Origin of the sequence: Pseudoduganella albidiflava, from assembly GCF_004322755.1 — a bacterium.
GTDB lineage: Bacteria > Pseudomonadota > Gammaproteobacteria > Burkholderiales > Burkholderiaceae_D > Rugamonas > Rugamonas albidiflava.
In genome coordinates this window covers 6,754,684-6,779,377 of record NZ_CP036401.1, presented here as the reverse complement: position 1 = coordinate 6,779,377, position 24,694 = coordinate 6,754,684, and the positions used below count along the sequence as shown (strand labels likewise).

The 24,694-nt window shown below is 64.3% G+C and carries 19 protein-coding genes; 8 read left to right on the top strand and 11 right to left on the bottom strand.

Annotated elements, in window-relative coordinates; genetic code table 11:
• Positions 1-69 precede the first annotated feature (69 nt).
• From phbB to EYF70_RS28090, 5 genes are all read left to right on the top strand, one after another.
• Positions 70-810, top strand: coding sequence for an acetoacetyl-CoA reductase (gene phbB / locus EYF70_RS28110; protein ID WP_131148314.1), 741 nt, complete (start codon positions 70-72; stop codon positions 808-810).
• Positions 811-1,065: 255 nt separating this feature from the next.
• The gene (locus EYF70_RS28105) at positions 1,066-2,382 is read left to right on the top strand and encodes an amino acid deaminase (protein ID WP_131148313.1); all 1,317 of its coding nucleotides are present in this window, start codon (positions 1,066-1,068) and stop codon (positions 2,380-2,382) included.
• Positions 2,383-2,405: 23 nt separating this feature from the next.
• Positions 2,406-3,359, top strand: a complete 954-nt coding sequence (gene pip / locus EYF70_RS28100) for a prolyl aminopeptidase (RefSeq protein ID WP_131148312.1) — start codon at positions 2,406-2,408, stop codon at positions 3,357-3,359.
• A gap of 92 nt (positions 3,360-3,451) precedes the next feature.
• Positions 3,452-3,916: a DUF2721 domain-containing protein gene (locus EYF70_RS28095; RefSeq protein ID WP_131148311.1), complete on the top strand. Its 465-nt coding sequence runs from the start codon at positions 3,452-3,454 to the stop codon at positions 3,914-3,916.
• Between the two features lie 42 nt (positions 3,917-3,958).
• Complete coding sequence (locus EYF70_RS28090; protein WP_131148310.1) at positions 3,959-4,411, top strand: hypothetical protein; 453 nt, start codon at positions 3,959-3,961, stop codon at positions 4,409-4,411.
• A gap of 25 nt (positions 4,412-4,436) precedes the next feature.
• Here the strand turns inward: EYF70_RS28090 and EYF70_RS28085 are convergent, their stop codons facing one another.
• The 5 genes from EYF70_RS28085 to EYF70_RS28065 all read right to left on the bottom strand — a co-directional run bounded on the left by EYF70_RS28085 (position 4,437) and on the right by EYF70_RS28065 (position 10,770).
• Complete coding sequence (locus EYF70_RS28085) at positions 4,437-5,081, bottom strand: SRPBCC family protein (protein ID WP_131148309.1); 645 nt, start codon at positions 5,079-5,081, stop codon at positions 4,437-4,439.
• Positions 5,082-5,227: 146 nt separating this feature from the next.
• Positions 5,228-6,937, bottom strand: a complete 1,710-nt coding sequence (locus tag EYF70_RS28080) for a cation:proton antiporter domain-containing protein (protein WP_131148308.1) — start codon at positions 6,935-6,937, stop codon at positions 5,228-5,230.
• Between the two features lie 108 nt (positions 6,938-7,045).
• Positions 7,046-8,167, bottom strand: coding sequence for a beta-ketoacyl-ACP synthase III (locus EYF70_RS28075; protein WP_131148307.1), 1,122 nt, complete (start codon positions 8,165-8,167; stop codon positions 7,046-7,048).
• Positions 8,168-8,336: 169 nt separating this feature from the next.
• A complete protein-coding gene (locus EYF70_RS28070) occupies positions 8,337-9,290 on the bottom strand; it encodes an IS1595 family transposase (protein WP_229420601.1) in 954 nt (317 codons plus the stop codon).
• Positions 9,291-9,429: 139 nt separating this feature from the next.
• Complete coding sequence (locus EYF70_RS28065; protein WP_131149393.1) at positions 9,430-10,770, bottom strand: S41 family peptidase; 1,341 nt, start codon at positions 10,768-10,770, stop codon at positions 9,430-9,432.
• Positions 10,771-11,289: 519 nt separating this feature from the next.
• On the opposite strand from EYF70_RS28065, the gene EYF70_RS31315 reads away from it, so the two are divergent.
• The 3 genes from EYF70_RS31315 (at position 11,290) to EYF70_RS28050 (ending at position 16,387) form a co-directional block, all read left to right on the top strand.
• Entirely contained in the window at positions 11,290-11,865 is a 576-nt protein-coding gene (locus EYF70_RS31315) for a hypothetical protein (protein WP_179966303.1), read from the top strand.
• Positions 11,866-12,045: 180 nt separating this feature from the next.
• Positions 12,046-14,157, top strand: coding sequence for a M13 family metallopeptidase (locus EYF70_RS28055; RefSeq protein ID WP_371861688.1), 2,112 nt, complete (start codon positions 12,046-12,048; stop codon positions 14,155-14,157).
• Between the two features lie 187 nt (positions 14,158-14,344).
• Positions 14,345-16,387: a M13 family metallopeptidase gene (locus tag EYF70_RS28050; protein WP_131148306.1), complete on the top strand. Its 2,043-nt coding sequence runs from the start codon at positions 14,345-14,347 to the stop codon at positions 16,385-16,387.
• Between the two features lie 67 nt (positions 16,388-16,454).
• Here EYF70_RS28050 and EYF70_RS28045 read toward each other — a convergent pair whose 3' ends face one another.
• The 6 genes from EYF70_RS28045 to EYF70_RS28020 form a co-directional block, all read right to left on the bottom strand.
• Positions 16,455-17,375 (bottom strand): PEP-CTERM sorting domain-containing protein, encoded by a 921-nt coding sequence (locus EYF70_RS28045; RefSeq protein WP_131148305.1) that lies wholly within the window; start codon positions 17,373-17,375, stop codon positions 16,455-16,457.
• Positions 17,376-17,525: 150 nt separating this feature from the next.
• Positions 17,526-18,590, bottom strand: a complete 1,065-nt coding sequence (locus EYF70_RS28040) for a nitroreductase family protein (RefSeq protein WP_131148304.1) — start codon at positions 18,588-18,590, stop codon at positions 17,526-17,528.
• Positions 18,587-19,462: a ThiF family adenylyltransferase gene (locus tag EYF70_RS28035; RefSeq protein WP_131148303.1), complete on the bottom strand. Its 876-nt coding sequence runs from the start codon at positions 19,460-19,462 to the stop codon at positions 18,587-18,589. The genes EYF70_RS28040 and EYF70_RS28035 overlap by 4 nt, the downstream gene beginning before the upstream one ends.
• Positions 19,463-19,465: 3 nt before the next feature.
• Positions 19,466-20,218 carry an N-acyl amino acid synthase FeeM domain-containing protein gene (locus EYF70_RS28030; protein ID WP_229420600.1) on the bottom strand — a complete coding sequence of 251 codons (753 nt, stop codon included), beginning with the start codon at positions 20,216-20,218 and terminating at the stop codon, positions 19,466-19,468.
• Positions 20,219-20,302: 84 nt separating this feature from the next.
• Positions 20,303-23,071 carry an XrtA/PEP-CTERM system TPR-repeat protein PrsT gene (gene prsT, locus EYF70_RS28025; RefSeq protein WP_131148302.1) on the bottom strand — a complete coding sequence of 923 codons (2,769 nt, stop codon included), beginning with the start codon at positions 23,069-23,071 and terminating at the stop codon, positions 20,303-20,305.
• Between the two features lie 420 nt (positions 23,072-23,491).
• Positions 23,492-24,268 carry an N-acyl amino acid synthase FeeM domain-containing protein gene (locus EYF70_RS28020; RefSeq protein WP_229420599.1) on the bottom strand — a complete coding sequence of 259 codons (777 nt, stop codon included), beginning with the start codon at positions 24,266-24,268 and terminating at the stop codon, positions 23,492-23,494.
• Positions 24,269-24,694 lie beyond the last annotated feature (426 nt).

Below are 24,694 nucleotides of genomic sequence, written 5' to 3'. Positions count from 1 at the left end.
AAGGGGGGCCACATACGCAGTGGCCCTTTGTTTTTGTGTGCGGAGTACGCTAATTAGAGGGGATGTCATATGGCACGAGTTGCATTGGTAACGGGCGGCATGGGCGGTCTGGGCGAAGCAATCAGCATCAAGCTGCTTGCACTGGGCTACAAGGTAGTAACCACGTATTCCCCGAACAACACGAAGTACCAGGCCTGGCTGGACGAGATGAAGGAGAAGGGTTACAACTTCGCCGCCTATCCGGCCGACGTGGGCGACTACGAGTCGGCCCAGGCATGCGTTGCCGCGATTACCCGCGACATCGGACCGGTCGACGTGCTGGTCAACAACGCGGGCATCACCCGTGACATGACGTTCAAGAAGATGGACAAGGTGAACTGGGATGCGGTGCTGCGCACGAACCTGGATTCCGTGTTCAACATGACGAAACCGGTCACCGACGGCATGGTCGAACGCGGCTGGGGCCGGATCATCAACATCTCCTCCGTCAACGGCCAGAAGGGCGCCTTCGGCCAGACCAACTATTCGGCCGCGAAGGCTGGCGTGCACGGTTTCACCAAGGCGCTGGCGCTGGAAGTGGCGCGCAAGGGCGTAACCGTGAATACCATCTCGCCGGGCTACATCGGCACCAAGATGGTCACCGAAATCCCGCAGGACGTGCTGGATTCGAAGATCCTCCCGCAAATCCCGATGGGCCGCCTGGGCAAGCCGGATGAAGTGGCTGGCCTGGTCGCCTACCTGGCGTCGGATGAAGCCGCTTTCGTGACGGGCGCCAACATCGCCATCAACGGCGGCCAGCACATGTCGTAAGCGGCAATGTGGCAAGCTGCCGGTATCCGGCAGTGCAGGTAACATGTAACAGGTAGCGCACGCGGGGACAGGTACCTGGTGTCGGGCAAGCCCGCACCGGGGCCTGTCCCCGACGTGTTTTCGGCTGCTGTCCTGGTGGCCTCGTTGGCGACTGTCCTCGCGCCTGCCCTGGCGGCTGGTTTAACGTCGGTTCCAACGTCCATTCCCGGCGCTTCCCTGTCATTCCCAACAATTTTCCATGCTTGCGAGGACCGCATGACCATCCTGCCCGACGGCGGCCTGTTCCTGGCTGAACTCGACGAACAACTGCTGCAGCCCGGCACCAAGGGCTTGCCGATCGCGCAGCCGCTGCGCCAGCACATGGTCGGCGTGCAGCGCTGGAACGTGCTCGCGGCCGACACCAGTTTTCCGGTGGCCGTGCTGAAGACCTCCAGCCTCCTGCACAACCTGGGCTGGATGCGGGCTTTTTGCGCCCGCTACGATGTGGTGCTGGCGCCGCACGGCAAGACCACGATGAGCCCGCAACTGTTCGGCGCCCAGCTGGCCAACGGCGCATGGGGCATCACGCTGGCGACGGCGCCGCAGGTGCTGGCCGCGGCGCGCTGCGGCGTGCGCCGCGTGCTGCTGGCCAACGAACTGGTCGCCTTGGCCGATATTCGCGCGCTGCTGGCACTGCTGCGCGACGATCCCGGCTTCGAGTTGTTCGTACTGGCCGATTCGGCGGAAGGCGTGCGGCGGCTGTCCGGCGCCGCGGCCGGCGCCGGGATCGGGCGGCCGCTGCCGGTGCTGGTGGAGCTGGGCATTGCCGGCAAGCGCGCGGGCTGCCGTACGCTTGACGATGCGCTGGCCCTGGCACGTACCATTGCCGCGGCGGCCGGATTGCAACTGGCCGGCATCGAAGGCTATGAAGGCTTGCTGGTCAGCGATGACCGGGCCGCCGATGTCGAGCGCGTCGAGGCCTTCCTTGCCCAGGTAAGCGCGCTGGCGCGGCAGCTCGATGCGGAGGGATTGTTCGGCGGCCCGCAGATCCTGCTGTCCGCGGGAGGCTCGTCGTATTTCGACCTGGTGGCGCGTGCGTTCGGCGCGGTGGCGGGCCTGTCGCGGCCGGTACTGCCGGTGTTGCGCAGCGGTTGCTACCTGACCAGCGATCATGGCCACTACCTGGAACTGACGGCGGAACTGGCGGCGCGCGAAGGGGCCGAAGCCCATGCGGCCGACGGACTGCGGCCGGCACTCGAAGTGTGGAGCATCGTGCTGTCGCGGCCGGAGCCGGGCCTGGCGATCCTGTCGATGGGTAAGCGCGACGCGTCGTACGACCTGAGATTGCCGCTTGCGCTGGCCGTGCACCGCCCGGGTGCCGTCCATCCCGCCGCATTGCCGGACGGCGCGCGCATCGACAAGATGAACGACCAGCATGCCTATCTGCGGCTGCCGGACGGGGTGGACGTCCAGGTAGGCGACCTGGTCGGCTGCGGCATCTCGCATCCCTGCACCACGTTCGACAAGTGGCCGGTACTGCTGCTCGTCGACGACGATTACAATGTGCAACGTGCCATCAACACACTTTTTTGACGATTTTTTTGAGGAGCCGCCACATGCCCGACCCTTCCGCCTACCTGTTCCCGCCCGTCGACCCGCTGCGCACCGGCATGCTGCAGGTGGACGAGCTGCACACGATCTACTGGGAAGAGGTGGGCAACCCGCAGGGCATTCCCGTGGTGTTCCTGCATGGCGGGCCGGGGGCCGGACTGTCCGTGCAGCACCGGCGCTTCTTCGATCCACGCCACTACCGGGTGATCCTGTTCGACCAGCGTGGCGCCGGCAAGTCGACGCCGCTGGGTGAAACGCGCGGCAACACCACGCAACTGCTGGTGTCGGACATGGAGCGGCTGCGCGAACTGATGGGCATCGACCGGTGGCTCGTGTTCGGCGGTTCGTGGGGCTCGACGCTGGCGCTGGCCTATGGCCAGACCCACCCGGAGCGCTGCCTTGGTTTCGTGCTGCGCGGGGTCTTCCTGTGCACGACGCGGGAAATCGACTGGTTCATCGACGGCGCCCGGTGGTTTCATCCGGAAATCCACGAGGAATTCGCGGCCGTCATTCCCGAAGCGGAGCGCGGTGACCTGCTCCAGGCCTACTACCGGCGCATCATGGATGCCGATCCGGACATCTACTGGCCGGCGGTCCGGGCATGGAGCCGCTTCGAAGGGCGCCGCGTATTCCTGATGCCGCAGCCGGAAGAAGCGCCGTGCGATACGCTGGACCTGGGGCTGGGCCGGCTGGAAGCGCACTATATGGCCAACCTGGGCTTTTTCGAGGAAGGCCAGCTGCTGAAGAACGTGGAGCGCATCGCCCACCTGCCGGCCGTGATCGTGCACGGGCGCTACGATGTGATCTGCCCGCCGGTCACCGCGTGGCAGCTGCACCGGCACTGGCCGGGCTCGGTCGTGAAAATGGTGCCGGACGCCGGCCACGGGGCCATGGAGCTGGGCATCAGCCGCGAACTGGTGGCGGCCACCGAAGCGTTCCGCCGGTTCGGGCGATTTTAAGCCAGCCGGCCTTCGCCGCCGTGCGGCGGCCCTGCTACACTTGCGCCTGGAGCGGGCATGTCGTCCCGCGGAGCGCACATAATAATATGGCAATGAACATTCAGCTGGGCGACATCGGCCACATCATTCAACTGGCGATCGCACCGGTATTTCTCCTGAACGGTGTCTGCACCGCCCTGATGGTGCTGATCAATCGCCTGGCACGCATCATCGACCGCTCGCGCGTACTCGAAGACCGGCTCGACATCGCCTACAACGACAATTACCTGACCGAGCTGGACGTGCTGTACCGCCGCTCGCACTACATCAACATGGCGATCACGCTGTCGACGCTGTGCGGCCTGTTCGTCGGCATCGTGATCGCCCTGCTGTTCGTGGGCGATACCACCGACGTCACGCTCGACAAATACATCGCCGGCCTGTTTGCCGCGTCGGTGGGCAGCCTGATCGCCAGCTTCGGCTTCCTGCTGCGCGAGATCTTCATCGCTTCGTCGGCGATGCGCGCGATGCGCCATGTGCGCCGGGCACCCAAAGCCGGCGAGCAGGCCGCGAAATAACGCCACGAAATAACGCCACGAAATAAACTTAGGCACGAATTCATGCACGACTACCAACGCCCCCCGACCCTGCACCGCTATGGCCCCCGCAACGAACTGGAGCAGGCGCTCAGCCTGGGCCATTTCGTGCTGCGGCCCGATGCCGGCTTCCTCACGCTGTCGTTCTCGCAGGCATGGAGCCGCGACCTGTTCGACCATTTCGGCGCCGATGCTTGCCTGGTCATCCATAACACCGAGGAATTCGGCGAACGCGTGCACCGCGCCGTGCAGCGCACGCTGCCGAACTGGGCCGGTATCGACGGCGCCGTCGAATACGGCAGCCGTGCGCGGCTGGGCTCGGCGTTCACGATGGCCGCGCAGGACGCGGCGGAGCAGGAATGGAAGTTCGCCTGGCGGCCGATGCATGCGCAGGCAAGCATGAACCCCGTGGTGATCCGGATCGGCAGCCTGGAGAATTTCGCCGAAGTACGGACCCGCGACCAATACCCGGCCTGAGCGGCTCGGGGCCGGGCAACGATGGTCAGCGCGGCGCCGGCGGCACGGCCGCGCCGGTGCGGGCGATGTCCGTGCCGGCCGAGGGCAGCGCGCGCGGGGCGATCCCCTTGTCGAGCCGCGCCATCACGGCGCCCATCATGCGCTCGATGTCGCCGCGGATGATGTTGGTGCCGAGGATGCCCGGCACGTAGAAACTGGGCATCATGCGGCCCGTGTACAGCACTTTCGTGCCACCCGTTTCCGGCACGGGCACCAGTTCCCAGCGCGATTCGTAATGCTTCATGTCGCCGGAAATGAGCGCGATATCGATCGACGACATCGGTTGCTCGGTCGCGCGCACGATCAGGTGGATCGAGCGGGACATGAACAGGAAGCGGGCATTGCCGAACTGTTCGATGATCACTTCATTGCCGTTGCGTGACAGCACCCGGCACGACACCAGGTCCGGCACGAATTCCTCCATCCTGTCATACCCGGTAAGGATGCGCCAGACCACCGGCAGCGGCGCCTGTACGGTGCCGCTGGCATCGATCTCGTACATGTGCAGCGCATCCTGCATGATGCGCTTGACGGCTACCTGCAGCTTGGGCGCGTCGGTACGCGGCCCCTGCGCGAACACCAGCGCGGGCGCACTCCACCCTAAACACAATAGCAGCAACAGTTGCCTCATGGTTCCAGCGTACGGTAACGGGGTAAGGAACACAAGGGTAGCCACGCGTGTACGGTTAACTGGCGCACCGAGCCTGTTCCACGCCCGGCTGCCCGGTTCGCGTCCGCCTGGAACCTGGCCAGTTCCGGACACGAACCCGGCGGTGCTCAATGGGCGGCCACGGCCGGCTGGCGGAAGGTGTCGAGCACGTAGTCGCTCATGCTGTCGGCGAGGACCTGTTCGCCGATGAAGATCTTGCCGGCCTGCTCCTTGCGCAGCATGTCCGCTTCCTCGTCGCTGTGGGTGCGCACGACGGTGCGGATGCCCGGATTCAGCGCACGCGCCGTTTCGATCATCGCGCGCACGTGGAAGGTATCCGGGGTGGCGATCACCAGCATCCTGGCGTGGGCGATGTGGGCCTGGATCAGCACCGCCGGCTCGCCCGCGTTGCCGGCGACGGCGGGGATGCCGTCGCGCCGCAGTTCGTCGACCAGTTCGCGGTTCTGTTCCGCCACCACGTAGTGAATGCCGTGCTCGTTGAGCGTGCGGGCGATGTGGCGCCCGACGCGGCCGTAACCCACCAGCACGACCTGGCCGGACAGCTTGGTGCGCGCCGTGGTCATCGGCAGTTCGGCCAGCGGGTCGGCCGGCCGGTCGAACTTGGCCGCCAGCAGCTTGTTGCGGCCGAGCCAGCGCTCCAGCGGCCCGCTGGCGGCGAACACCAGCGGATTGAGGGCGATCGAGATGATGGCGCCGGCCAGCAGCAGGCTCTGGCCATCTTGCGGCATGAGCTTCAGCGAAATGCCCAGGGCGGCGAGGATGAACGAAAACTCGCCGATCTGGGCCAGGCTGGCCGACACCATCAGCGCCGTCTTGACCGGATAGCGCAGCAGCACCACCAGCAGGAAGGCGGCCAGCGACTTGCCGAAGATGATGATCGCCACCACCGCCAGCAGCTGCAGCGGCTGTTCCATGATGATGGACGGTTCGAACAGCATGCCGACCGACACGAAGAACAGCACCGCGAAGGCGTCGCGCAGCGGCAGTGATTCCTGCGCCGCGCGGTGCGCCAGCGCCGATTCACGCAGCACCATGCCGGCGAAGAAGGCGCCCAGCGCGAACGAGATGCCGAACAGCTTGGTTGCCGCGAACGCGATGCCGACGGCGGCCGCGATTACGCACAGCGTGAACAGTTCACGCGAGCCGGTGCGCGCCACTTGCCAGAGGATCCACGGGAACAGCTTGCGGCCCACCGCCAGCATGAAGACGACGAATACCGCCACCTTGCCCAGCGTGATGGCCAGCGTCATCCAGATGCTGGCGTTCGGATCGACGCCGGTCGTGTCGCCGCCCAGCGAAGGCGCCAGCGCCGGCAGCAGCACCAGCACGATCACCGTCACCAGGTCTTCGACGACCAGCCAGCCCACTGCGATGCGGCCGTTGAAGGTATCGAGGATGCCCCGTTCTTCCAGCGCGCGCAGCAGCACCACGGTACTGGCGACAGACAGTGCCAGCCCGAACACCAGCCCGCCGCCGATCGACCAGCCCCACCAGTGCGCCAGGCCCATGCCCATCGCGGTGGCGGCGGCAATCTGCAGCAGGGCGCCGGGCAGCGCCACCTTGCGCACTTCCCACAGGTCTTCCAGCGAGAAATGCAGGCCCACGCCGAACATCATCAGCATGACGCCGATCTCGGCCAGCTGGCCGGCCAGCGCGGCATCGGCGACGAAGCCGGGGGTGGCGGGGCCCAGCAGGATGCCGGCGGCGAGATAGCCGACCAGGGCGGGCAATTTGAGGCGGGCGGCGATGAAGCCGAGGACGAGACCGAAGCCGAGCGCGGCAGCGATGGTGGTGATCAGCGGGACGTCATGGGGCATGCAGGCAGGGTTCCTTTCGGGAGGGTGCGGGACGGCGGATGCCGGCCCTTGCCGAAAGTATAAACGGCCGACGCTGCTGCCTCGGCCGTTTTTCCGCCGTTGGCTACATCAAAGCTTGCGAACGACCACGCTGCCGATCGAGTAGCCGGCACCGAACGAGCAGATGACGCCGACGGCGCCGGCCGGCAGGTCGTCCTGGTACTTGTGGAAGGCGATGATCGAGCCGGCCGACGACGTGTTCGCGTACGTGTCCAGCACCACCGGCGCTTCGTCGGCCGTGGCATCGCGGCCCAGGATCAGGCGGGCGATCAGCTGGTTCATGTTCAGGTTGGCCTGGTGCAGCCAGTAGCGGCGGACCTCCTCGACCTGCAGGCCGGCGCTGGCGATCGACTGCTTGATCATCTCGGCGGCCATCGGGCACACATCCTTGAACACCTTGCGGCCCTGCTGCTTGAACAGCTTGTCCGGCTGGCCCACGCCGGCTTCGTCGAAGCGGTTCATGAAGCCGAAGTTGTTGCGGATGTTGTTCGAGAACGAGGTCTTCAGTTTCATGTCGACGATCTCGAACTTGTGTGCCGAGACGGCGGCATCGCGCGCTTCGATCACGATGGCCGTGCAGGCATCGCCGAAGATGAAATGGCTGTCGCGGTCGCGGTAATCCAGGTGGCCGCTGGTGATTTCCGGGTTCAGCACGAGCACCGCGCGGGCCTGGCCGGTCTGCACGGCCGTGGCGCCGGTCTGGATGCCGAAGGTGGCGGACGAGCAGGCCACGTTCATGTCGAAGCCGAAACCTTCGATGCCCAGGGCCTGCTGCACCTCGACCGCCATGGCCGGGTACGGGCGCTGCATGTTCGAACAGGCGACGATCACCATGTCGATGTCGGCGGGCGCGCGGTTGGCGCGGGCCAGCGCTTCCCTGGCGGCGGCCACGCAGATCTCCGCCTGCAGCGACAGTTCCTCGTTGGCGCGCTCGGGGATGCGCGGCGCCATCCGTTGCGGGTCGAGGATGCCGGCCTTGTCCATCACATAGCGCGACTTGATGCCCGACGCCTTTTCGATGAACGCGGCGGACGACGGTTCCAGCGCGACGACCGTGCCTGCCTCGATGGCGGCGGCATGTTCCCGGTTGAACAGTTCCACATAGGCGTTGAAGGCTTCCACCAGCTCTTCGTTCGAGATCGCGTGCGGCGGCGTGAACAGCCCGGTACCGCTGATAACGGCTTGTTTCATAAGCAAACTTTCGAATTCGTTAAGTGGCGCGTGCGCCGCTGAGGCGCAGATTTTACCTGAAGAAATGCCTGAAAAATCGGCATAAAAAAAGGCGCTGTTCGCGTTAATTGGCCCTGCCGGTGGTCACGAAACTTTTTTGCATGCCGAGCGCAACAAAGAGCCGACCACCCTAGGCTTGCGCCACGGCAATGTGCAACCATTGCCGCGGTGCCGTCAGCTCAGCGGCATCGAGCACACGTAGCCAGCCGGTGTAATTGGCGAGATAGCGGCTGGCAACGCCATTGAATCGCCGCAGCCAGGTCTTGAAGCGGCTATGCCATCCATTGACACCCTGGATATGGAGTGCGCCGCGCGCCCGGATGCCGGCACGCACATTGATCGCTTCGTGCGTGATGCCGGCCTGCTTCGCAAATGCCTGGTAGGCCTTGGCCGAATCGCTGACGAGCAGTACATCGGGCGCCAGCACGGGCTTCAGGTGTTTCATCAGCTGGCCGGCAGTGACCGGGCCGCGGCCTGTGACGAAGTCACACGTTTGCCGGTTGCGGTCACGAGCGACGAGGATGCAGTCCAGCTCGCTGCTGATGCCGCGCCGGCTGGCCTTGCCGCCGCGCTTTCGGGGCGGGCGGCTCAGGTGCCGCGAGCCTTTTTGTGATTCCAAAAGGTAGCTTTCGTCAGCCTCGACGATGCCTGATAGCTGCGGACGGGGCGCCCGCAGCAAGGCGGCGATGAAACGGTGGCGCCATCGAAAGCTGGTCGACTTGGCCACCCGGACGCACCTGGCTGCCGAGCGCACCGGGATCGACTCGATGAGGCATTGCAGGTATTGCAGCCACTTGTCGCGCAGACGCAGACGGGCAAGCGGTGTGCCGGTCAAGGCGTTGAAGCTGCGCCGGCACAGCACGCAGCGATAACGCTGCAAGCCACTGGCCTGTCCGCAACGGTGAGATTTCTCGCAGCCGCAATGCGGACACGGCGGCCTTCCGGCGGCTTCTTCGATCAGGCGATGGCACTGCCCTGGTTGCTCGACGCTGGCCAGAAAGCCCAGCAGCAACGCGACCTGATCTTCTGAAAGCTGTTGATGGATCAACGCTTCGATCAATACCTGAACATCCGCCGTGCCCATGTCGCCTCCTGATATACATGAAGTATCTCAACAGGAAGTCGGACTATGATTCCGGCGGGAAGTTCCCCGAATTACCGCGCACAGCGCCTAAAAAAACGACGCCCGAAGGCGCCGTCCTGCCATCCGGCGCAGCCCGTGCTTACTTCGCGGCGGCCTGCACGATCGCCGATTCCGGCTTGGCGGTCTGCACCGGCAAGCCCTTCAGGTGGTTCAGGGCCTGCGCCAGCTGGAAGTCGCCGGCGCCGCCGTACTCGAGCGGCTTGCGCTTCTTCTCCAGTGCCAGGATGCGTGCCTGTTCCTCCAGCTCGTCGCGGCGCTCCTTGGCGGCTTCCGCTTCGCGGTCGTTCGCCAGGTGGCGGGACAAGTCCGCCTCGCGCATGCGCAGCGCGTTCAGGCCGTCGCCGTCGGCATATTCGTTGACTTTCAGGTCGGGCACGATACCCTTGGCCTGGATCGCGCGGCCGTGCGGCGTGTAGTAGCGCGCCGTGGTCAGCTTCAATGCCGTGTCGGCCGTCAGTTGCCGGATGGTTTGTACCGAACCCTTGCCGAACGTCTGCGTGCCGAGGATCGTTGCGCGGCCGTAGTCCTGCAGCGCGCCGGCCACGATTTCGGAGGCGGACGCGGAACCGGTGTTGACCAGCACCGCCAGCGGGATGCGCTTGACGGCGTCGGGCAGGCGCGCCAGCGGGTCGCTGTCGCTGCGCAGCGAATAGTACTCGGCGCGCGCGTAGTAGATCTGCTTCGAATCGGGCAACTGGCCGTTGGTGGACACCACGGGCGTGTCTTTCGGCAGGAACGCCGCGGCCACGCCGATCGCTCCCTGCAGAACGCCGCCGGGATCGTTGCGCAGGTCGAGCACCATGCCCTTCAGGTTGGGATCCTGGCGGTACAGTTCGGTGATCTTGGCGGCCAGGTCGTCCACTGTCGGTTCCTGGAACTGCGCCACGCGCAGCCACGCGTAGCCCGGCTCGACGATCTTGCCCTTGACGCTCTTTTGCAGGATTTCCTCGCGCACCAGGTTGAACGTGAGGGGCAGCGGCTCATCGTCGCGCAGCACGGTCAGCGTGACCTTGCTGTGCGGCTCGCCGCGCATCTTCTTCACCGATTCATCGAGCGACATGCCTTTCAGCGGCATCGCGTCGAGGCGGGTGATCAGGTCGCCGGCCTTGATGCCGGCGCGGTAGGCGGGCGAATCCTCGATCGGCGCGACGATGCGGATATAGCCTTCGTCGCCCTGGGCGATCTCGATGCCCAGGCCCACGAAACGGCCCTGCGAGCCTTCGCGCAGCTCCGCGTAGGCCTTCTTGTCGAGATAGGCCGAGTGGGGATCGAGCGAGGCAACCATGCCGGAGATGGCGTCGGTCAGCAGTTTCCTGTCCTCGACCTGCTCGACGTAATCGGACTTGATCAAGCCATACACATCGGCCAGCTGGCGCAGCTCCTCCAGCGGCAGGGCAGGTTCCTCGGCACGTTGCGCCATCGCGGAAAACTGCAGCGAAACGGCGATGCCGGCCACGACGCCGAGGCCGACCAGGCCCGCGCGGTTGAGTGCACCCTTCAGGCCACCCTTCGCGCTCTTGCCCACCTTATTGCCCACGTTTTCGCTCACCTTATCGCCCACGTCCGTGCCGGCGCCGTTGCTATCGCGATGGTTCACGCGATTGTTCACGCAGTTACTCATGTAGATGCCCTTCAAGACGCGCAGCGGTCACTCGACGGCCGCCGGATCAGTATAAACCCGATTTTCCACAATGTAGTGGCCTGCGCACGGCGCGCCGGCGCCTGGACGCGATTTAGCTTGCCCTTCGATTCATTTTTATAAACCGGACAACATTGCCGCTTCTTGACGGCTTGTACGTCTGCGTTAATGAGAGTAAGGAAATGTAAGAATGCCGGAAAGGCATGAAATCGCGTCCTACACTTGGCCCGTATTTCTCTCTACCCTGAAGTGGTTTTGGCCTGCGTTCCCAGCGCAGGCTTTTTTTTGCACGGAGCATTCATGAACACGTTGAAGAAGGGCGCGGCCGCGCTGGCCGCCGCTTTGCTGATCGCCGGCCCGGCGGGCGCGCTGCCGATGATGGACATGCGCGCGCAGGACTTGCTGATGATGGCGCCTGCGCTGAAGGACTCGCTGAAACTCAATGCCAACCAGCAGACCCTGTGGCAGCAGACCGAGAGCCGGACCCGGGCGCTGCTGCGCGAGCGCCAGTCGCGCGCGGAACGGATGCAGGCCGCATCGCTGCAGGCCTTGCAGAAGGCCGATGTCGAATTGCGCGACCTGGCCGGCGCGCTCGACGGGGAAGGCGGCGCCGAACTTGCCGAGCAAAAGCAGCTGCGCGAGTGGTGGCTGACGGTGAACGATGCGCTCGACGAAACCCAGCGCCGCGCGGTGGCCGTGTTCCTCGCCGAGCAGCTGCAACGCAAGCCCGAAGGGCCGGGTGGCGGCAATGGCGGCGGTGGCGGACCGCGCGGCGAAGGCGGCGGCGGGCACCGTGGCGGGCCGGGAGGCGGAGCGGGCGGGGGCATGGGTGGTGGCATGGGCAACATCGGCGGCGGGATCGGCATCGGCCGCTGAGCGCCGGCGGCGCGCGGTGCAGGGCAGGTGCACGTGCAGGTGCAGGTGCGCGCGTCCGCAACCTCGTGTACGCTAACGGATGGGCCAGCGACGCCATGCGGCAGCGCGCCACCCGCAACCAAGAGTCAATCCCGGGACCGGGCCCCACGAAGGACCGTTCCCCTTTCCGAAAGCGGCCACGTGAAACGACATCTCCTCTCCACCCTCATTCTTGCACTGTGCGCCACGGGCGCGATGGCAGCCGACACCGCTGCGCCGGTATCCGGCATCGACATCCAGTACATCGACCATGGCGTGCGCCCGCAAGACGACTTCTTCGAACACCTGAACGGCGGCTGGCTGAAGACGGCCGAGATCCCGGCCGACAAGGCCAGCTGGGGCTCGTTCATGAAGCTGCGCGACGATACGCTGCCACAGCTGCGCGGCATCATCGAAGCTCTGGCGGCGCGCAAGCACCTGCAGGGTGACGAAGCGAAGATCGCCGACCTGTACGCCAGCTACATGGACGAGAAAAAACTCGATGCGCTGGGCACCGGGCCGCTGAAAGCGGAGCTGGCACGCATCGCCGCCGTGAAGGACAAGGCGGCATTGCCCGCACTGGTGGCGTACCTGAACCGCCTGGGCGTGGTGACGCCGTATGCGGTGCGCGTGTCGCAGGATGCACGCGAATCGTCGCGCTACGTGGCCTACGTGGCGCAGAGCGGCCTGGGCTTGCCGGACCGCGATTACTACCTGAAGAAGGACGACGCCAAGCTGGCTGACGCGCTGGCGAAATACGAGCTGCACATCGCCAGGGTGCTGGCACTGGCCGGCCAGAAGGATGGCGCCGCGCAGGCGAAGCACATCGTGGCGCTGGAAACCGCGCTGGCGCAGGCGCAGTGGACCAAGGTGGAAAACCGCGATCCCGTGAAGCGCTACAACAAGGTGGCGATCGGGCAATTGGCCGCGCTGGCGCCCGGCTATGACTGGCAGGGCACCCTGGCCGCCGCCGGCATCACGGGCCAGACGGCAAAAGTGCCTGCCCAGGTTCCCGCTCAGGTGCCTGCTCAGGTGCCTGCTCAGTTGCCCGCTCAGTTGCCTGCTCAGTTTCCCGATTATGTGATCGTGATGCAGCCCAGCTACCTGCAGGGTTTCGTGAAGGTGCTGAACGACACCGATCTCGCTACCTGGAAGGCCTACTTCACGTGGCAGCTGCTGCGTGAAGCGTCGCCGTACCTGTCGAAGCCGTTCGCCGATGCGCACTTCGCGTTCTATGGCACCGTGCTGACGGGCGTGACGGAACAGCCGCCACGCTGGAAGCGTGGCGTGGGCGTGGTCGAAGGCGCGATCGGCGAAGGCCTGGGCAAGCTTTACGTGGCGCAGCACTTCCCGCCGGAGCGCAAGGAGCGGATGGAAAAGCTCGTCCAGAACCTGCTGGCCGCATACCGGCAGAGCATCGACACGCTCGACTGGATGAGCCCCGAGACCAAGAAGGAAGCGCAAGCCAAGCTGGCCAAGTTCACGCCGAAGATCGGCTATCCGGACAAGTGGCGCGACTACACGAAGTTCAAGACCGTGCGTGGCGACCTGCTGGGCAACCTGCGCCGTGCCACGGAGTTCGACTACGACCGCAACATCGCCAAGCTGGGCCAGCCGGTCGACCGCACCGAGTGGGGCATGACGCCGCAAACCGTGAACGCCTATTACCGCTCGACCACCAACGAGATCGTGTTCCCGGCCGCGATCCTGCAACCGCCGTTCTTCGATGCGAAAGCGGACGATGCCGTGAATTACGGCGCGATCGGTGCCGTGATCGGCCACGAGATCAGCCATGGCTTCGACGATTCGGGCAGCCAGTCCGACGGCGACGGCAACCTGCGCAACTGGTGGACCGAGCAGGACCGCGCCAACTTCAAGGCCAAGGCCGACCGGCTGGTGGCGCAGTACGACGGCTACAGCCCGCTGCCCGGCTACAACGTCAACGGCAGGCTCACCCTGGGCGAGAATATCGCCGACAACTCGGGGCTGGCGATCGCGTACAAGGCGTACAAGCTGTCGCTGAACGGCCAGCCGGCGCCGGTGATCGACAGCCTGACGGGCGAGCAGCGCTTCTACATGGGCTTTGGGCAGGTATGGCGCGCCAAGATGCGCGAAGCGCAGCAAATCGTGCAGGTGAAGACCGACCCGCATTCGCCGGGCCGCTTCCGCGCCAACGGTACCGTGGTCAACCAGCCCGGCTTCTATGAAGCATTCGGCGTGAAGGAAGGCGACAAGCTGTATTTGAAGCCGGAAGAACGCGTGATCATCTGGTGATGAGCATCCGGTAACGAGCATCCGGTGACGAGCACCGGGTTTCCACCTGGCGTCGAGCATCCAGTGAGGTGCTGGCAAAAAGACCACAGGCCGTGGTCTTTTTGCATTCACGGCGGGCCGGTATGGTATTGTCGGCCGACCGGCATCGACCGGTAAACCCATTGTCCAAACTAGAGGGAAATACACCTTGAAACGACACCTGTTAAGTGCATTGACGCTGAGCCTGTTGGCCGGCGTGTGCGGCGTTGCCGGCGCGGCCGACAAGGCCCCGACCAAGACCGCCGCATCGGGCATCGCGATCGAATATATCGACCCATCCGTGCGCGCCCAGGACGATTTCTTCGTTCACACCAACGGCAAGTGGCTCGCCACCACCGAGATCCCGGCCGATAAATCCAGCTGGGGCGCGTTCCACAAGCTGCACGAGGATACCCAGCCGCAGCTGCGCAAGATCATCGAGGACGCGGCCGCGAGCGCGAAGGATGCGGACCAGCAGCGCATCGGCGACTTCTACGCCAGCTTCATGGATGAAGCGCGCGTCGAGCAGCTGGGCGTCGCGCCGATCAAGGACAACCTGGCGAAAATCGCCGCGATCGGCGACAAGAAAGCGCTGCCGCAGCTGTTCGCCGAATTCAACCGCCATGGCGTGACGGCGCCGGTGAACCTGACCATCCACCAGGACAACAAGGATTCGACCAAGTACGTGGTCGATTTCTTCCAGGACGGCCTGGGCCTGCCGGACCGCGACTACTACCTGAAGAAGGATGACGCCAAGCTGGCCGAGGCGCTGGCCAAGTACGAGACCCACGTGGCGAAGATGCTGACGCTGGCCGGCGATGCGAATGCCGCCGCCAATGCCAGGGCCATCGTGGCGTTCGAGACCGAGATCGCCAAGATCCAGTGGAGCAAGGTCGAACTGCGCGACCCGGTGAAGGCGTACAACAAGTACGACATCGCCAAGGTCGGCGAGCTGATGCCCGGCTTCGACTGGAATGCCTACCTGGCCGCCACCGGCATCCAGGGCAAGGCCACGTATGTGATCGTCAGCCAGCCGACCTATTTCCAGGCACTGGACAAGGTGCTGGCCGATACGCCGATCGATACACTGAAGGCCTATGCGCAGTGGCAGCTGATCCACGAAGCCGCACCCTACCTGTCGAAAGCCTTCGTCGACGAGAACTTCGCGTTCTACGGCACCACGCTGTCGGGTGCGACCGAGAACCGGCCGCGCTGGAAGCGCGCCGTCAGCTCCACGGAAGCGGCGCTGGGCGAAGCGATCGGCAAGGTCTATGTGCAGCAGCACTTCCCGGCCGAATACAAGGCGCGCATGGAAGTGCTGGTGAAAAACCTGCTGACCGCGTTCCGGCAAAGCATCAATACGCTGGACTGGATGACGCCGGCCACGAAGAAGGAAGCGCAGACCAAGCTGGCCAAGTTCACCACCAAGATCGGCTACCCGAACAAGTGGCGCGATTACTCGGCGCTGACGGTCAAGCGCGACGACCTGCTGGGTAATGTGCAGCGCGCCAACGAGTTCAACTACAACAAGGAATTGAACAAGCTGGGCAAGCCGATCGACCGCGACGAGTGGCTGATGACGCCGCAAACCGTGAACGCCTACTACAACCCGGAAATGAACGAGATCGTGTTCCCGGCCTCGATCCTGCAGCCGCCATTCTTCGATCCCAAGGCGGATGACGCGGTGAACTACGGCGCGATCGGCGGCGTGATCGGCCACGAGATCAGCCACGGCTTCGACGACCAGGGCGCCCAGTACGACGGCGACGGCAACCTGCGCGACTGGTGGAGCCCGGCCGACCACAAGAACTTCAAGGCCAAGACCAGCCAGCTGGTGGCGCAATACGGCGCCTACAGCCCACTGCCGGGCTATAGCGTGAACGGCGAGCTGACGCTGGGCGAGAACATCGGCGACAACTCCGGCCTGGCCGTGGCGTACAAGGCCTACAAGCTGTCGCTGAAGGGCAAGAAGGCGCCGGTGATCGATGGCCTGACGGGCGACCAGCGCTTCTACATGGGGTGGGCGCAGGTATGGCGCATGAAGATGCGTGAACCGGCGCAGATCGTGCAGATCAAGACCGATCCGCACGCTCCTGGCCAGTTCCGCGCCAACGGCACGATGCGCAACCAGCCGGGCTTCTACGAAGCCTTCAAGGTGAAGACCGGCGACAAGATGTACCTGGCGCCGAAGGAGCGCGTGATCATCTGGTAAGCGTGCTTGTGTGAAAAAGGCCCGCCCGCGCGAACCGCGGGCGGGCCTTTTTACAATGTCAGCGCGATCAGGAGCGTGCGCGCCGCGTGAACGTCAGGCCGAGCAGGCCCAGGCCCAGCAGGGCCAGCGTGCCCGGTTCCGGCACGTCGGCTTGAGCCAGCTTGAACTGGCCGCCGTTACGCACCAGGAACTCGCCCGGCTGCGCATTGGGCGAGTTGCCGCCCAATGCCGAGACGATATCCTGGGTATCCGCGTTCGGCACGCATCCCGGCGGCGTTCCCGGGCCGCAGTTGCCGTTGTTGACGCTGGCGTTGGTGGTGACAAAGCCCAGTGTCGTGCCGAGCGGCAGCGCATTGCCGGCCGAGTCGAGCCACACGCCGGTGGCCAGGTAGGTCGCTTCGAATTCCAGTGTCAGCGGGCCATTGCTGGATGGCGTGGCATCCGGATTGACCGAACCGGCGCTTTCGCCGAACGGCGTGGCGAGCTGGGCAAAGCTGGCGATCAAGATGCCGGAGTTGGCGCCGCGCAGCGGGGCACCAGCGCCGGTGGAAGTGCCCCAGGCATAATCGACACCGGCCGAATCGCCGGCATTGTTGTCATCCACCCCATCGTAGTAGTAGATGTCCAGGCGGCCGGTGTTGGTGAATGTCAGCTGGCCCGACGCCAGGTCGCCGTTGCCGGTGCCGTTGTAGTAATGCGCGGTGATCTGTTGCGGGTTGCCGGGACCGAACAGGCTGCCGCTGAAGTTGAAGATGCCGGTGTCCGTGAACGTGAAGTTCGGGCCGGGATTTCCCCCGCCCAGGTTGGTATTGATGTAGCTGTGGCCGTCGATCGACAGGTCGGTGATGCCGTTGATGACGGGTTGGGCTCCTGGCAAGTCAAGCTGCCAGTTCAGCAGTTGCGTTTCCGCCGTGGCGGGCAATGCCACCAGCGTCGCGGCCACTGCCAGGCCGGCGAACGCTGTTTTCAGATACTGGGTATGGAACATTTTTTTCTCCTGTGAGGACAATTTTGCGGGGCAACGACTGCCGGTCGTACCAATGCAGAAACCATGCCACAGGATTTATCTGACTGATTCTTAAGACTTAACCTATACCGTTAGTTACTTTCCTAAAGCTACTTGTAAAAGCCTTCGACACTATCGGTTACGCATCAGTGTTGACAGGGGACGGCGATGCGAACGCGCATCGGGGGCGGGACCAGCGCCGATACGCCCCATATAGACGGGCGAGGATGCTTCGCCCACCAATGCGCGGGTTTCGCGCGCAAGGATCTCGGCCATGCCCAACAGCTCGGGCACCTTGGAAAAGCCGCGCTTCTGCTGCACGTAGCGGGCGAAGATCAGTGGTGTCATCTCGGGCTGCATGAACAGGCCAAGGTTTGTCAGGGTCAGCCAGAAACGCTGCACGGCACGCCCTGCTGCCACGTAATCGTCGATCGTTTGCGCCGGGACGTGGGCGTGGATGACGTAGTGGGCGGCGCATGCCAGGCCCGGTGCCAGGTCCATCTGCATGCGGGGCAGGGCAGTACCCAGCAGCGCATTCATGCGTGCATTGCGTTCCCAGCTGTGCATTGCCCAGCGCATCAGCTTCAGCGTCATCCGGTCGACACCCAGTGCCTGGTCCGGCACCTTTTCTTCGCTGTGGCGCCGGCCCCAGTCGATGATGCGGCGATGCGTTTGGTAGGCTTCCGGCATCAGCAGTCGAAGTTTGGCGTTGCGAAACATCAGCCGCGCCGCCCGCCACCGCTCGGTAAACGATTCCAGCCATTGAATGTGATAGCCGGGGCCGACGGCGGCCGCCATTGCCGCCTTCTCGGTATCGGACAGGGGGCGGGTACTCATCCTGCGGCGCTGCACGGTCCGCTGTTCGATGGCCGGGATCAGCGGCGATGGCTGGACGGTTGCGTCGGCAACGAAGTTCACGTCGAAGACGGGCGCTTCGAGCGGCGACGCCGGATCGCGTTGCGCATCGGCCCGCAATCCGTGGCCGCTGGCCGCGATGGCGATGGTCTCCAGCAGGGCGCCGAACGAAATCTGGCTGGGGTGCCCGTCCAGGTCATATACGCAATGGTCGCGCGTATCGGTGCAATGGACCCGCACGGCCGCGTCGCCGACAAGTTCGAAGCGCCAGTCCTGGGTGTTGTCGCCGCTGGGCGCCCAGCGCGCCTTGTCGAGAATGGCGAGTACGGTGTCACGGCTCATGACTGCTCCAGGGTTTGTTCGATGCGGCGGCGTGCCTTGGCGATGACGAAGCGCTGCCATGGATGACGGTTGCCGCCGGGGCGCCATGTCTTGACCAGCTTGTCCCGGAAACCGTCGTAATGCATGCCCCGCGGCGCGGCGATCACATCACCCCGCTTGAGCAGGATCTTGATGGCTTGCACACCCACGATGGCCGCGCAGAGCTGGCATGCCATGATGGTCGAGGGGCCTCGGCGCTCGGCCAGGTTGAGTGCCTCGGGCATGACCAGGTATGGCCGGTGCAGTGCGGCCGGTGCCAGGCCGACCAGGAAACGGACCGCCTTGCCCAGTTCATCCTGCCCCTTCCAGCCGAAGTATTCCTCGAACGACATCCGGCCCGGCAGGAAATTCAGGTTCGCCACGCCCATGCCCAGCGGCGCGGCGGTAGTGGCCGGAATCCGCAGCCGCGTGCAGGCATCGAATACCGCTTCGCGGGCGTCGAAGGCGAAGAAATCAAGCCCATCGACATACAGGTCGACGCCATCGAGGAATTCGTCGGCATTGGTGGCATGGACACCCTTTGGAAAGATGCGGATATCCACTTCCGGGTTGATATCACGGGCCATGCGTGCCATGACCTCGGCCTTCGGCTGGTTCAGCGTGGATACCATCGCGCCGGCCTGGCGATTGAAATTGGGGACATCGAACGTGTCGAAGTCGGCAATGTGAAAGCGGGTGATGCCCAGGCGCACAAGTGTGAGCAATTCACCGCCACCGACGCCGCCCACACCAGCGATGGCGACACGCTTGCCGCGCAGTGCCTGCTGCTCGTCCGGCGTGACCCAACCGATATTGCGGGAAAAGGCGCGAGTGTAGTCGAACTGGTTTTCCATCGCTCAGCTCATGCCTTTCAGACGGCCGATGATGCCAGCCTGTTCGCGTGGGGAGTAAAAATGCGTATAAAAAGAACGGTCGCCCGGCGCGGCGCGGCCGCCGCCGACCCGTTCGACTTCCGACTTCATGTAGTCGAGGTCGAGGCACAGCAGGTAGGCCGGAGCGTTGACGCGCGGATTCATGCGGGGTTCGCTGAGCAACTGGAAGCCCATCATCTTCTGGTAGAAACGATGGTGGCGCGGATTGACCTCGATAAACAGATGCGTGCAGTGATGGAGATCGTGGGCATGCAGGAAGGCCAGATGCCATAGTGCCGCCATCGACTGCCGCGAACCGCCATTCGCATCGAACGCCAGTTTCGTGAATTCGCATACCCGCGCACCGCGCGCCCGGTAGGCGTCGATTTCCGGCTTGAACAGTTCGTCGGCCAGGATGCCGGACTCGGAGTCGAGCCCGATCGTGATCGTGCCGACAACCTCGCCCTGGTCAGTCGAGGTCAGCGTGATCCTGTTCGGGTCATCCGTCAGCATGTGCGTGCCGGCATAGCCGCGCCAGGCATACATTTTATTGATGAGCAAACTCGCCTTGTTTCGGCCTTCGGCAGTATCAAGCATGCGTACACTGAAAGAATGTTCGTTAGTGGTGATGTCCTGCATATTCCCCGGCAGGGAATCGTCGAGCGCGGGAAGTCTTTCGCTGTCGGCATCGGACTGGCCAGTGACCTCGCGGTCGCCGGATGTTTTGGTTGCATTCATGAAAATGAACCTTTCGAAGTCACCTGCGGCCCATCCTCGACCCGGGAAGGCAATGCTCCGGAATCGTCCAGCCCGGGAGTCAGCTCAATTGAGTTCGCCAAGCAATGCGCGGATCCGTTGATCGGCTGCGGCATCACCGTGCGCGGCAATTAACTGTTGTAACTGCGCACGCGCCTGTGGCTTGTCACCCGATTGCTTGAGAGCATATGCCAAATGATAGCGCGCTTCCCGCATCGACGGCGCTACCGCTACAGCCTGCTTCAATACTGCAATCCCGCGCGGTACCTGCCCTTCCTCGACCAGAATCCAGCCCAGCGTATCGGCCACGGCGCCGCTCTTGCTGTCCAGCTTGTAGGCTTGTTCGGCGGTCGGCAGGGCTCGCGCATCCTTTTCCTGGTGATAGGCCCATGCCAGGTTGTTCAGGATCGTTGCGCTGGGCTGCACGTTTTTCAGCAGGGCTTGCCAGTGTTCGATCGCCGGCTTGTACTGGCGGGCAGAGGTATAAGCTTCCGCGAGGTAGGCGCGCACCGAGACATCGTCGGGGTGTTCCTTCTGCCACGCAGCGACACGGCGCAGCCCTTCGGCCCCGTTCCCCTGGGCGGCCAGTACCATGTGCTGGCGCAAGACCACGTCGCGCGTCCGGCCCAGCTGATAGGCTTTCTCGTAGGCGGCCAGCGCGGCCGGATAGCGCTTCTGCTCAGCCATCCAGTCGCCCTCCATCATGTAGCCAGCCTTGGCATTGTTCTTTTGCGCCTGCACCTGGCGCAACAGCGCCTGCATCTGGTCGCCCCGGCCCTGCCGCTTGAGGACCTGCAGCAGCATGACCTCGGCCTCAAGATGATCGGGCTGGAGCTGCAGGACTTTTTTCAATGCGCTCTCGGCAGCGCCATCGTTCTGCCGCACCACGTGCACCGCGGCCACGCGCAGGTGAGCCAGCGGTGTGTCCGGCATCAGGCTGGCAAGTTTCTGGTAGCTCTCGATAGCGCCGGCGGTATCGCCTTCGGCCAGTTGGGCCTGGCCCAGCATGTCCAGCAGGCTGGCGTCGGACGAATGCGCGACCTGGGCATTGCGGATCAGGGCGAGTGCCTTGCGCTGCTGGCCCGTGCGCAGGTATTGCGCGCTCAACTGGATTACCGGCGGCACCGCATGCGGTTGCGCGTCGCGCGCGCGTTCCAGCCAGTAGGTCACCTGGTCCATCCGGTTTTCCGCACCGGCCAGGTTTGCCAGCGCATTCATCGCCGCAACGCTTTTCGGATAAGCCGTGACATAGGCGGTAAGCCTTTGCCTGGCGGCAGCGGGATGCTCGCGCCGGTCCATCTCGGCAAGGCTGGCCACGGCCGGGAAGTAAGCCGGGGCCAGGCGCACGGCGCGTTCGAAGCTGGCACGCGCCTCGGCGTCCTGCCGCTTGCCGAGGTAGGCTTGGCCGGCCACCTGAAGCAACTCGGGCTTGGCGCCGTTGCGGCTCTCCAGCGTCTTGACTGTGCTCAGTGCCTTGTCGAACTCCTGCAGCCGCAAGGCTGTCAGCGCCAGGAGGAGGCCGCTTTCGCCACCGGGATCCAGGCGCTCGGCCGCTTCCAGCTCGGCGAAGCCGCGTTCCCGCTGGCCATTGGCGATCCGGACAAGGCCAAGTGAACGCCGCGCTTCCGCCAGTTTCGGATCCAGGGCGACGGCACGCTCCAGGTAGGCGGTGGCCTGGCCATGCTGCTTCAGTGCAAGCGCCGCCTTCCCGGCCATCGCGAAGGCCGCTGCATCAGCGTCGCGCTCCAGTACCGGCGCCAGTACCTTCAGCGCTTCCTTGGCCTGGCTCGACTCGGTCAACGCGGCGGCCAGCAGGCGCCGCGCATCGGCATTGCCGGGAAGGGCCTGCACGTAGCGCCGCAAATGCTCCTCGGCCTGTGGCAACGAGCGCAGTTTCAGCTGCATCGAGCCAGCCAGGAAGACCGTTGGCCAATGGTCGGGGTTGACCCGCAATGCCGCCTGTGCGGCGGCAAGCGCCTCTTTGTACTGGCCTTGCTCGGCTTCGAGCAATCCCCGCACGTACAGGGTACCCGGATTGTTGGGGGCGACCTGTGCCGCCTTCGCGAGTTCCGCGCGCGCGGCCGCATAGTCCTTGTTGCCCATGAGGAGGTGCGCCTTCTGCAACCGTGCCAGGAGATTCTTCGGCGCGATGGCGAGGACACGATCGTACGCCGCGAGCGCCGCGGCCGGCTGATGGTTGGCCTTGGCCAGTTCGCCCTTCAGCAGCCAGGCGCTGGTATTGTCGGGCGCGGTACGAAGTACGTCTTCCGCCAGCCGGGCAGCCCCGCCGAGGTCGCCATCCAGCAAGTCCTGGCGCGCCAGACCCAGCATGGCGTCGACATGTGCCGGATCGCGTTCGAGCGCCTTCGCGTAGGCTTGGCGAGCCAGGGCACCCTGCTGTAATCCCAGCAGGGCCTCGCCGCGCAACGCGAGGCTGCCTGCGTCGTCCATGCCGCTGCGTTCGAGCTCGTCGAGTGCCCGCTGGAACTGGCCCTGCAACAGCTGTGCGCGCGCTATGGCCGGCACGGTCCTGGCGGCTGGTGCACCGAGCTGGGCGGCACGGCGCGCTTCTTTTTCCGCTGCCGCGCCGTCGCCCAGCACAATGTGGATATTGGCGAGCGACAGGCGTGCTTCGCGATTGTCGGGCGTTTCTTGCAGGGCATTTTTCAACTGGATCATGGCCGCCCTGTGATCGCCTGCCTGTTCGTACTGGCGGGCTTGCGCCAGCAGCGTTTCAGGCGACTCCGAACCGCATCCGGTGATTGCCAGGAACGTACTACAGGCAATGAGCAGGTAAGCGCGTGCATCGACACTTGCTTTGACCAAACCGTACATGGTAATCCCCGATTAATAGTAAGGGTGACCAATGGTTACACGGACGTGCATTTTGAGCAAGAGTTGGCGATCGCGACCATCAGGCAGCGGCGATGTCGACATGCAGGACATCGGTAGCGGTGGAGTCGCCGCAGATGGCGGCTCTCGAGCAGTCAGTCAGGAAGGGCCAGGCTACACCGGAGAGTGGTGGAAACCTGGCAAGGTGTGCATGTTGCCGCCACTGGACCAGCGGGACGCTGCAAAGGCGTCTTCCTTTGCCGTTGCGTGCCAGCTTCCATGTGACGCGCCAATGCGTTCAATTACAACAAGGAATTGAACAAGTTGCGGCAAGCCGGTCGACTGCGATGAGTGGCTGATGACGCCGCAAACCGTGAACGCCCGTGACAACCCGCAACTGAACGGGATCGTGTTCCGGCCAGCTCAGGCAATCAGCTTCAGGCGGTTGACGATACCTTCCGCTTCCCGTACGGAGAAAAAGTACGGATACAGCGATCGCTGTGCCTGGCCGGCCGGCTTGTCGGCGGTGCCGCCGAACTGGCTGATCTGTTCCGCCATATCGGTCAGCTCGACACCCAGCAGGTAGGCGGGAGCCTGTACACGGGGGTTTTCCCGGACCGTACCCACGCGCTTGAAGCCCAGCATGCTTTCGTAGAAGCGGCGGTGACGCGGGTTGACTTCGATCAGCGCATGGGTGCGGCCGTGCATGTGGTGAGCGTAGAGATAGAGTGTGTGAAACAGGGCGCCCAGGGCGTGTTTCGACCGCACGGTATGATCGAATGCGAGCTTGGTGATTTCACAGAGTTGCGCGCCGCGCTCGCGCAACGCATCGGCGTGGTCCTTGAAAATCTCGTCCGCCAGCAGCCCGGACTCGGAGTCGATGCCCAGGGTCACGGTACCGATCGTGGTGCCGTCCTTTTCCGATGCGGCCAGCGTGATCCGGTTGGGATTGGATTCGACCTTGTGGGAAGAACCATAGCCGCGCCACGCATACATCTTGTTGATCAGCAAGCTGGCGGAATTGCGGCCTTCTTCGGTATCGGCCAGGCGGATGCCGAACGTCTTTGTATCGATGAGGACATTTTGAAGAGCGCCGGAGGGTTCAGCCTCCGATACGGGCAAGTCGTTCTTCAACCCGAGATCGTTGTCCAGATGATCTCCCGGCCCGGAGGCATTTGCCCTTTTGCTAAAGGTTGCCATGAGTTCCCCTCCGTTGATACTCAATGATGCGTTTTGCCGGTCCAGCGATTGCTTCGGCCTGGGCTGTCCATCCAGGCACTCCCGCCGAGGGAGAAAGCCGAAGAATCAGTGCGCCTGCTCTTGTTCAAGTCAACTATTGCAAGGTCCGGTACCAGGTTCAGGGTGAAGGCTGGAGCACAAGCCTTCGGCGATCGCCAGGTGCCATGCGTGATCATCCATCTTTTGCGGCCGGGAGAAGACCCGTCGCTATCGTTGCGTTATCTCATGTACAGTTGCAATGCCCGCATTGCAGCGATCATATACCGAAGCCGGGCTCAAGGATCGCAAAGATTGATGGATACAGGCCTGCAAGCGGATGTGGGGTGGTCGGGGACGTCATACCCACCCGGATTGTCACCGCTGGAAGAGTGCTGCTCCGATGGTGAA

Excerpts from the sequence above, each read along its gene's own strand:
- phbB (WP_131148314.1), top strand. The coding sequence starts at position 70 with ATGGCACGAGTTGCATTGGTAACGGGCGGCATGGGCGGTCTGGGCGAA.
- EYF70_RS28105 (WP_131148313.1), top strand. The coding sequence starts at position 1,066 with ATGACCATCCTGCCCGACGGCGGCCTGTTCCTGGCTGAACTCGACGAA.
- pip (WP_131148312.1), top strand. The coding sequence starts at position 2,406 with ATGCCCGACCCTTCCGCCTACCTGTTCCCGCCCGTCGACCCGCTGCGC.
- EYF70_RS28095 (WP_131148311.1), top strand. The coding sequence starts at position 3,452 with ATGAACATTCAGCTGGGCGACATCGGCCACATCATTCAACTGGCGATC.
- EYF70_RS28090 (WP_131148310.1), top strand. The coding sequence starts at position 3,959 with ATGCACGACTACCAACGCCCCCCGACCCTGCACCGCTATGGCCCCCGC.
- EYF70_RS28085 (WP_131148309.1), bottom strand. The coding sequence starts at position 5,081 with ATGAGGCAACTGTTGCTGCTATTGTGTTTAGGGTGGAGTGCGCCCGCG.
- EYF70_RS28080 (WP_131148308.1), bottom strand. The coding sequence starts at position 6,937 with ATGCCCCATGACGTCCCGCTGATCACCACCATCGCTGCCGCGCTCGGC.
- EYF70_RS28075 (WP_131148307.1), bottom strand. The coding sequence starts at position 8,167 with ATGAAACAAGCCGTTATCAGCGGTACCGGGCTGTTCACGCCGCCGCAC.
- EYF70_RS28070 (WP_229420601.1), bottom strand. The coding sequence starts at position 9,290 with ATGGGCACGGCGGATGTTCAGGTATTGATCGAAGCGTTGATCCATCAA.
- EYF70_RS28065 (WP_131149393.1), bottom strand. The coding sequence starts at position 10,770 with ATGGCGCAACGTGCCGAGGAACCTGCCCTGCCGCTGGAGGAGCTGCGC.
- EYF70_RS31315 (WP_179966303.1), top strand. The coding sequence starts at position 11,290 with ATGAACACGTTGAAGAAGGGCGCGGCCGCGCTGGCCGCCGCTTTGCTG.
- EYF70_RS28045 (WP_131148305.1), bottom strand. The coding sequence starts at position 17,375 with ATGTTCCATACCCAGTATCTGAAAACAGCGTTCGCCGGCCTGGCAGTG.
- EYF70_RS28040 (WP_131148304.1), bottom strand. The coding sequence starts at position 18,590 with ATGAGCCGTGACACCGTACTCGCCATTCTCGACAAGGCGCGCTGGGCG.
- EYF70_RS28035 (WP_131148303.1), bottom strand. The coding sequence starts at position 19,462 with ATGGAAAACCAGTTCGACTACACTCGCGCCTTTTCCCGCAATATCGGT.
- EYF70_RS28030 (WP_229420600.1), bottom strand. The coding sequence starts at position 20,218 with ATGAATGCAACCAAAACATCCGGCGACCGCGAGGTCACTGGCCAGTCC.
- prsT (WP_131148302.1), bottom strand. The coding sequence starts at position 23,071 with ATGTACGGTTTGGTCAAAGCAAGTGTCGATGCACGCGCTTACCTGCTC.
- EYF70_RS28020 (WP_229420599.1), bottom strand. The coding sequence starts at position 24,268 with ATGGCAACCTTTAGCAAAAGGGCAAATGCCTCCGGGCCGGGAGATCAT.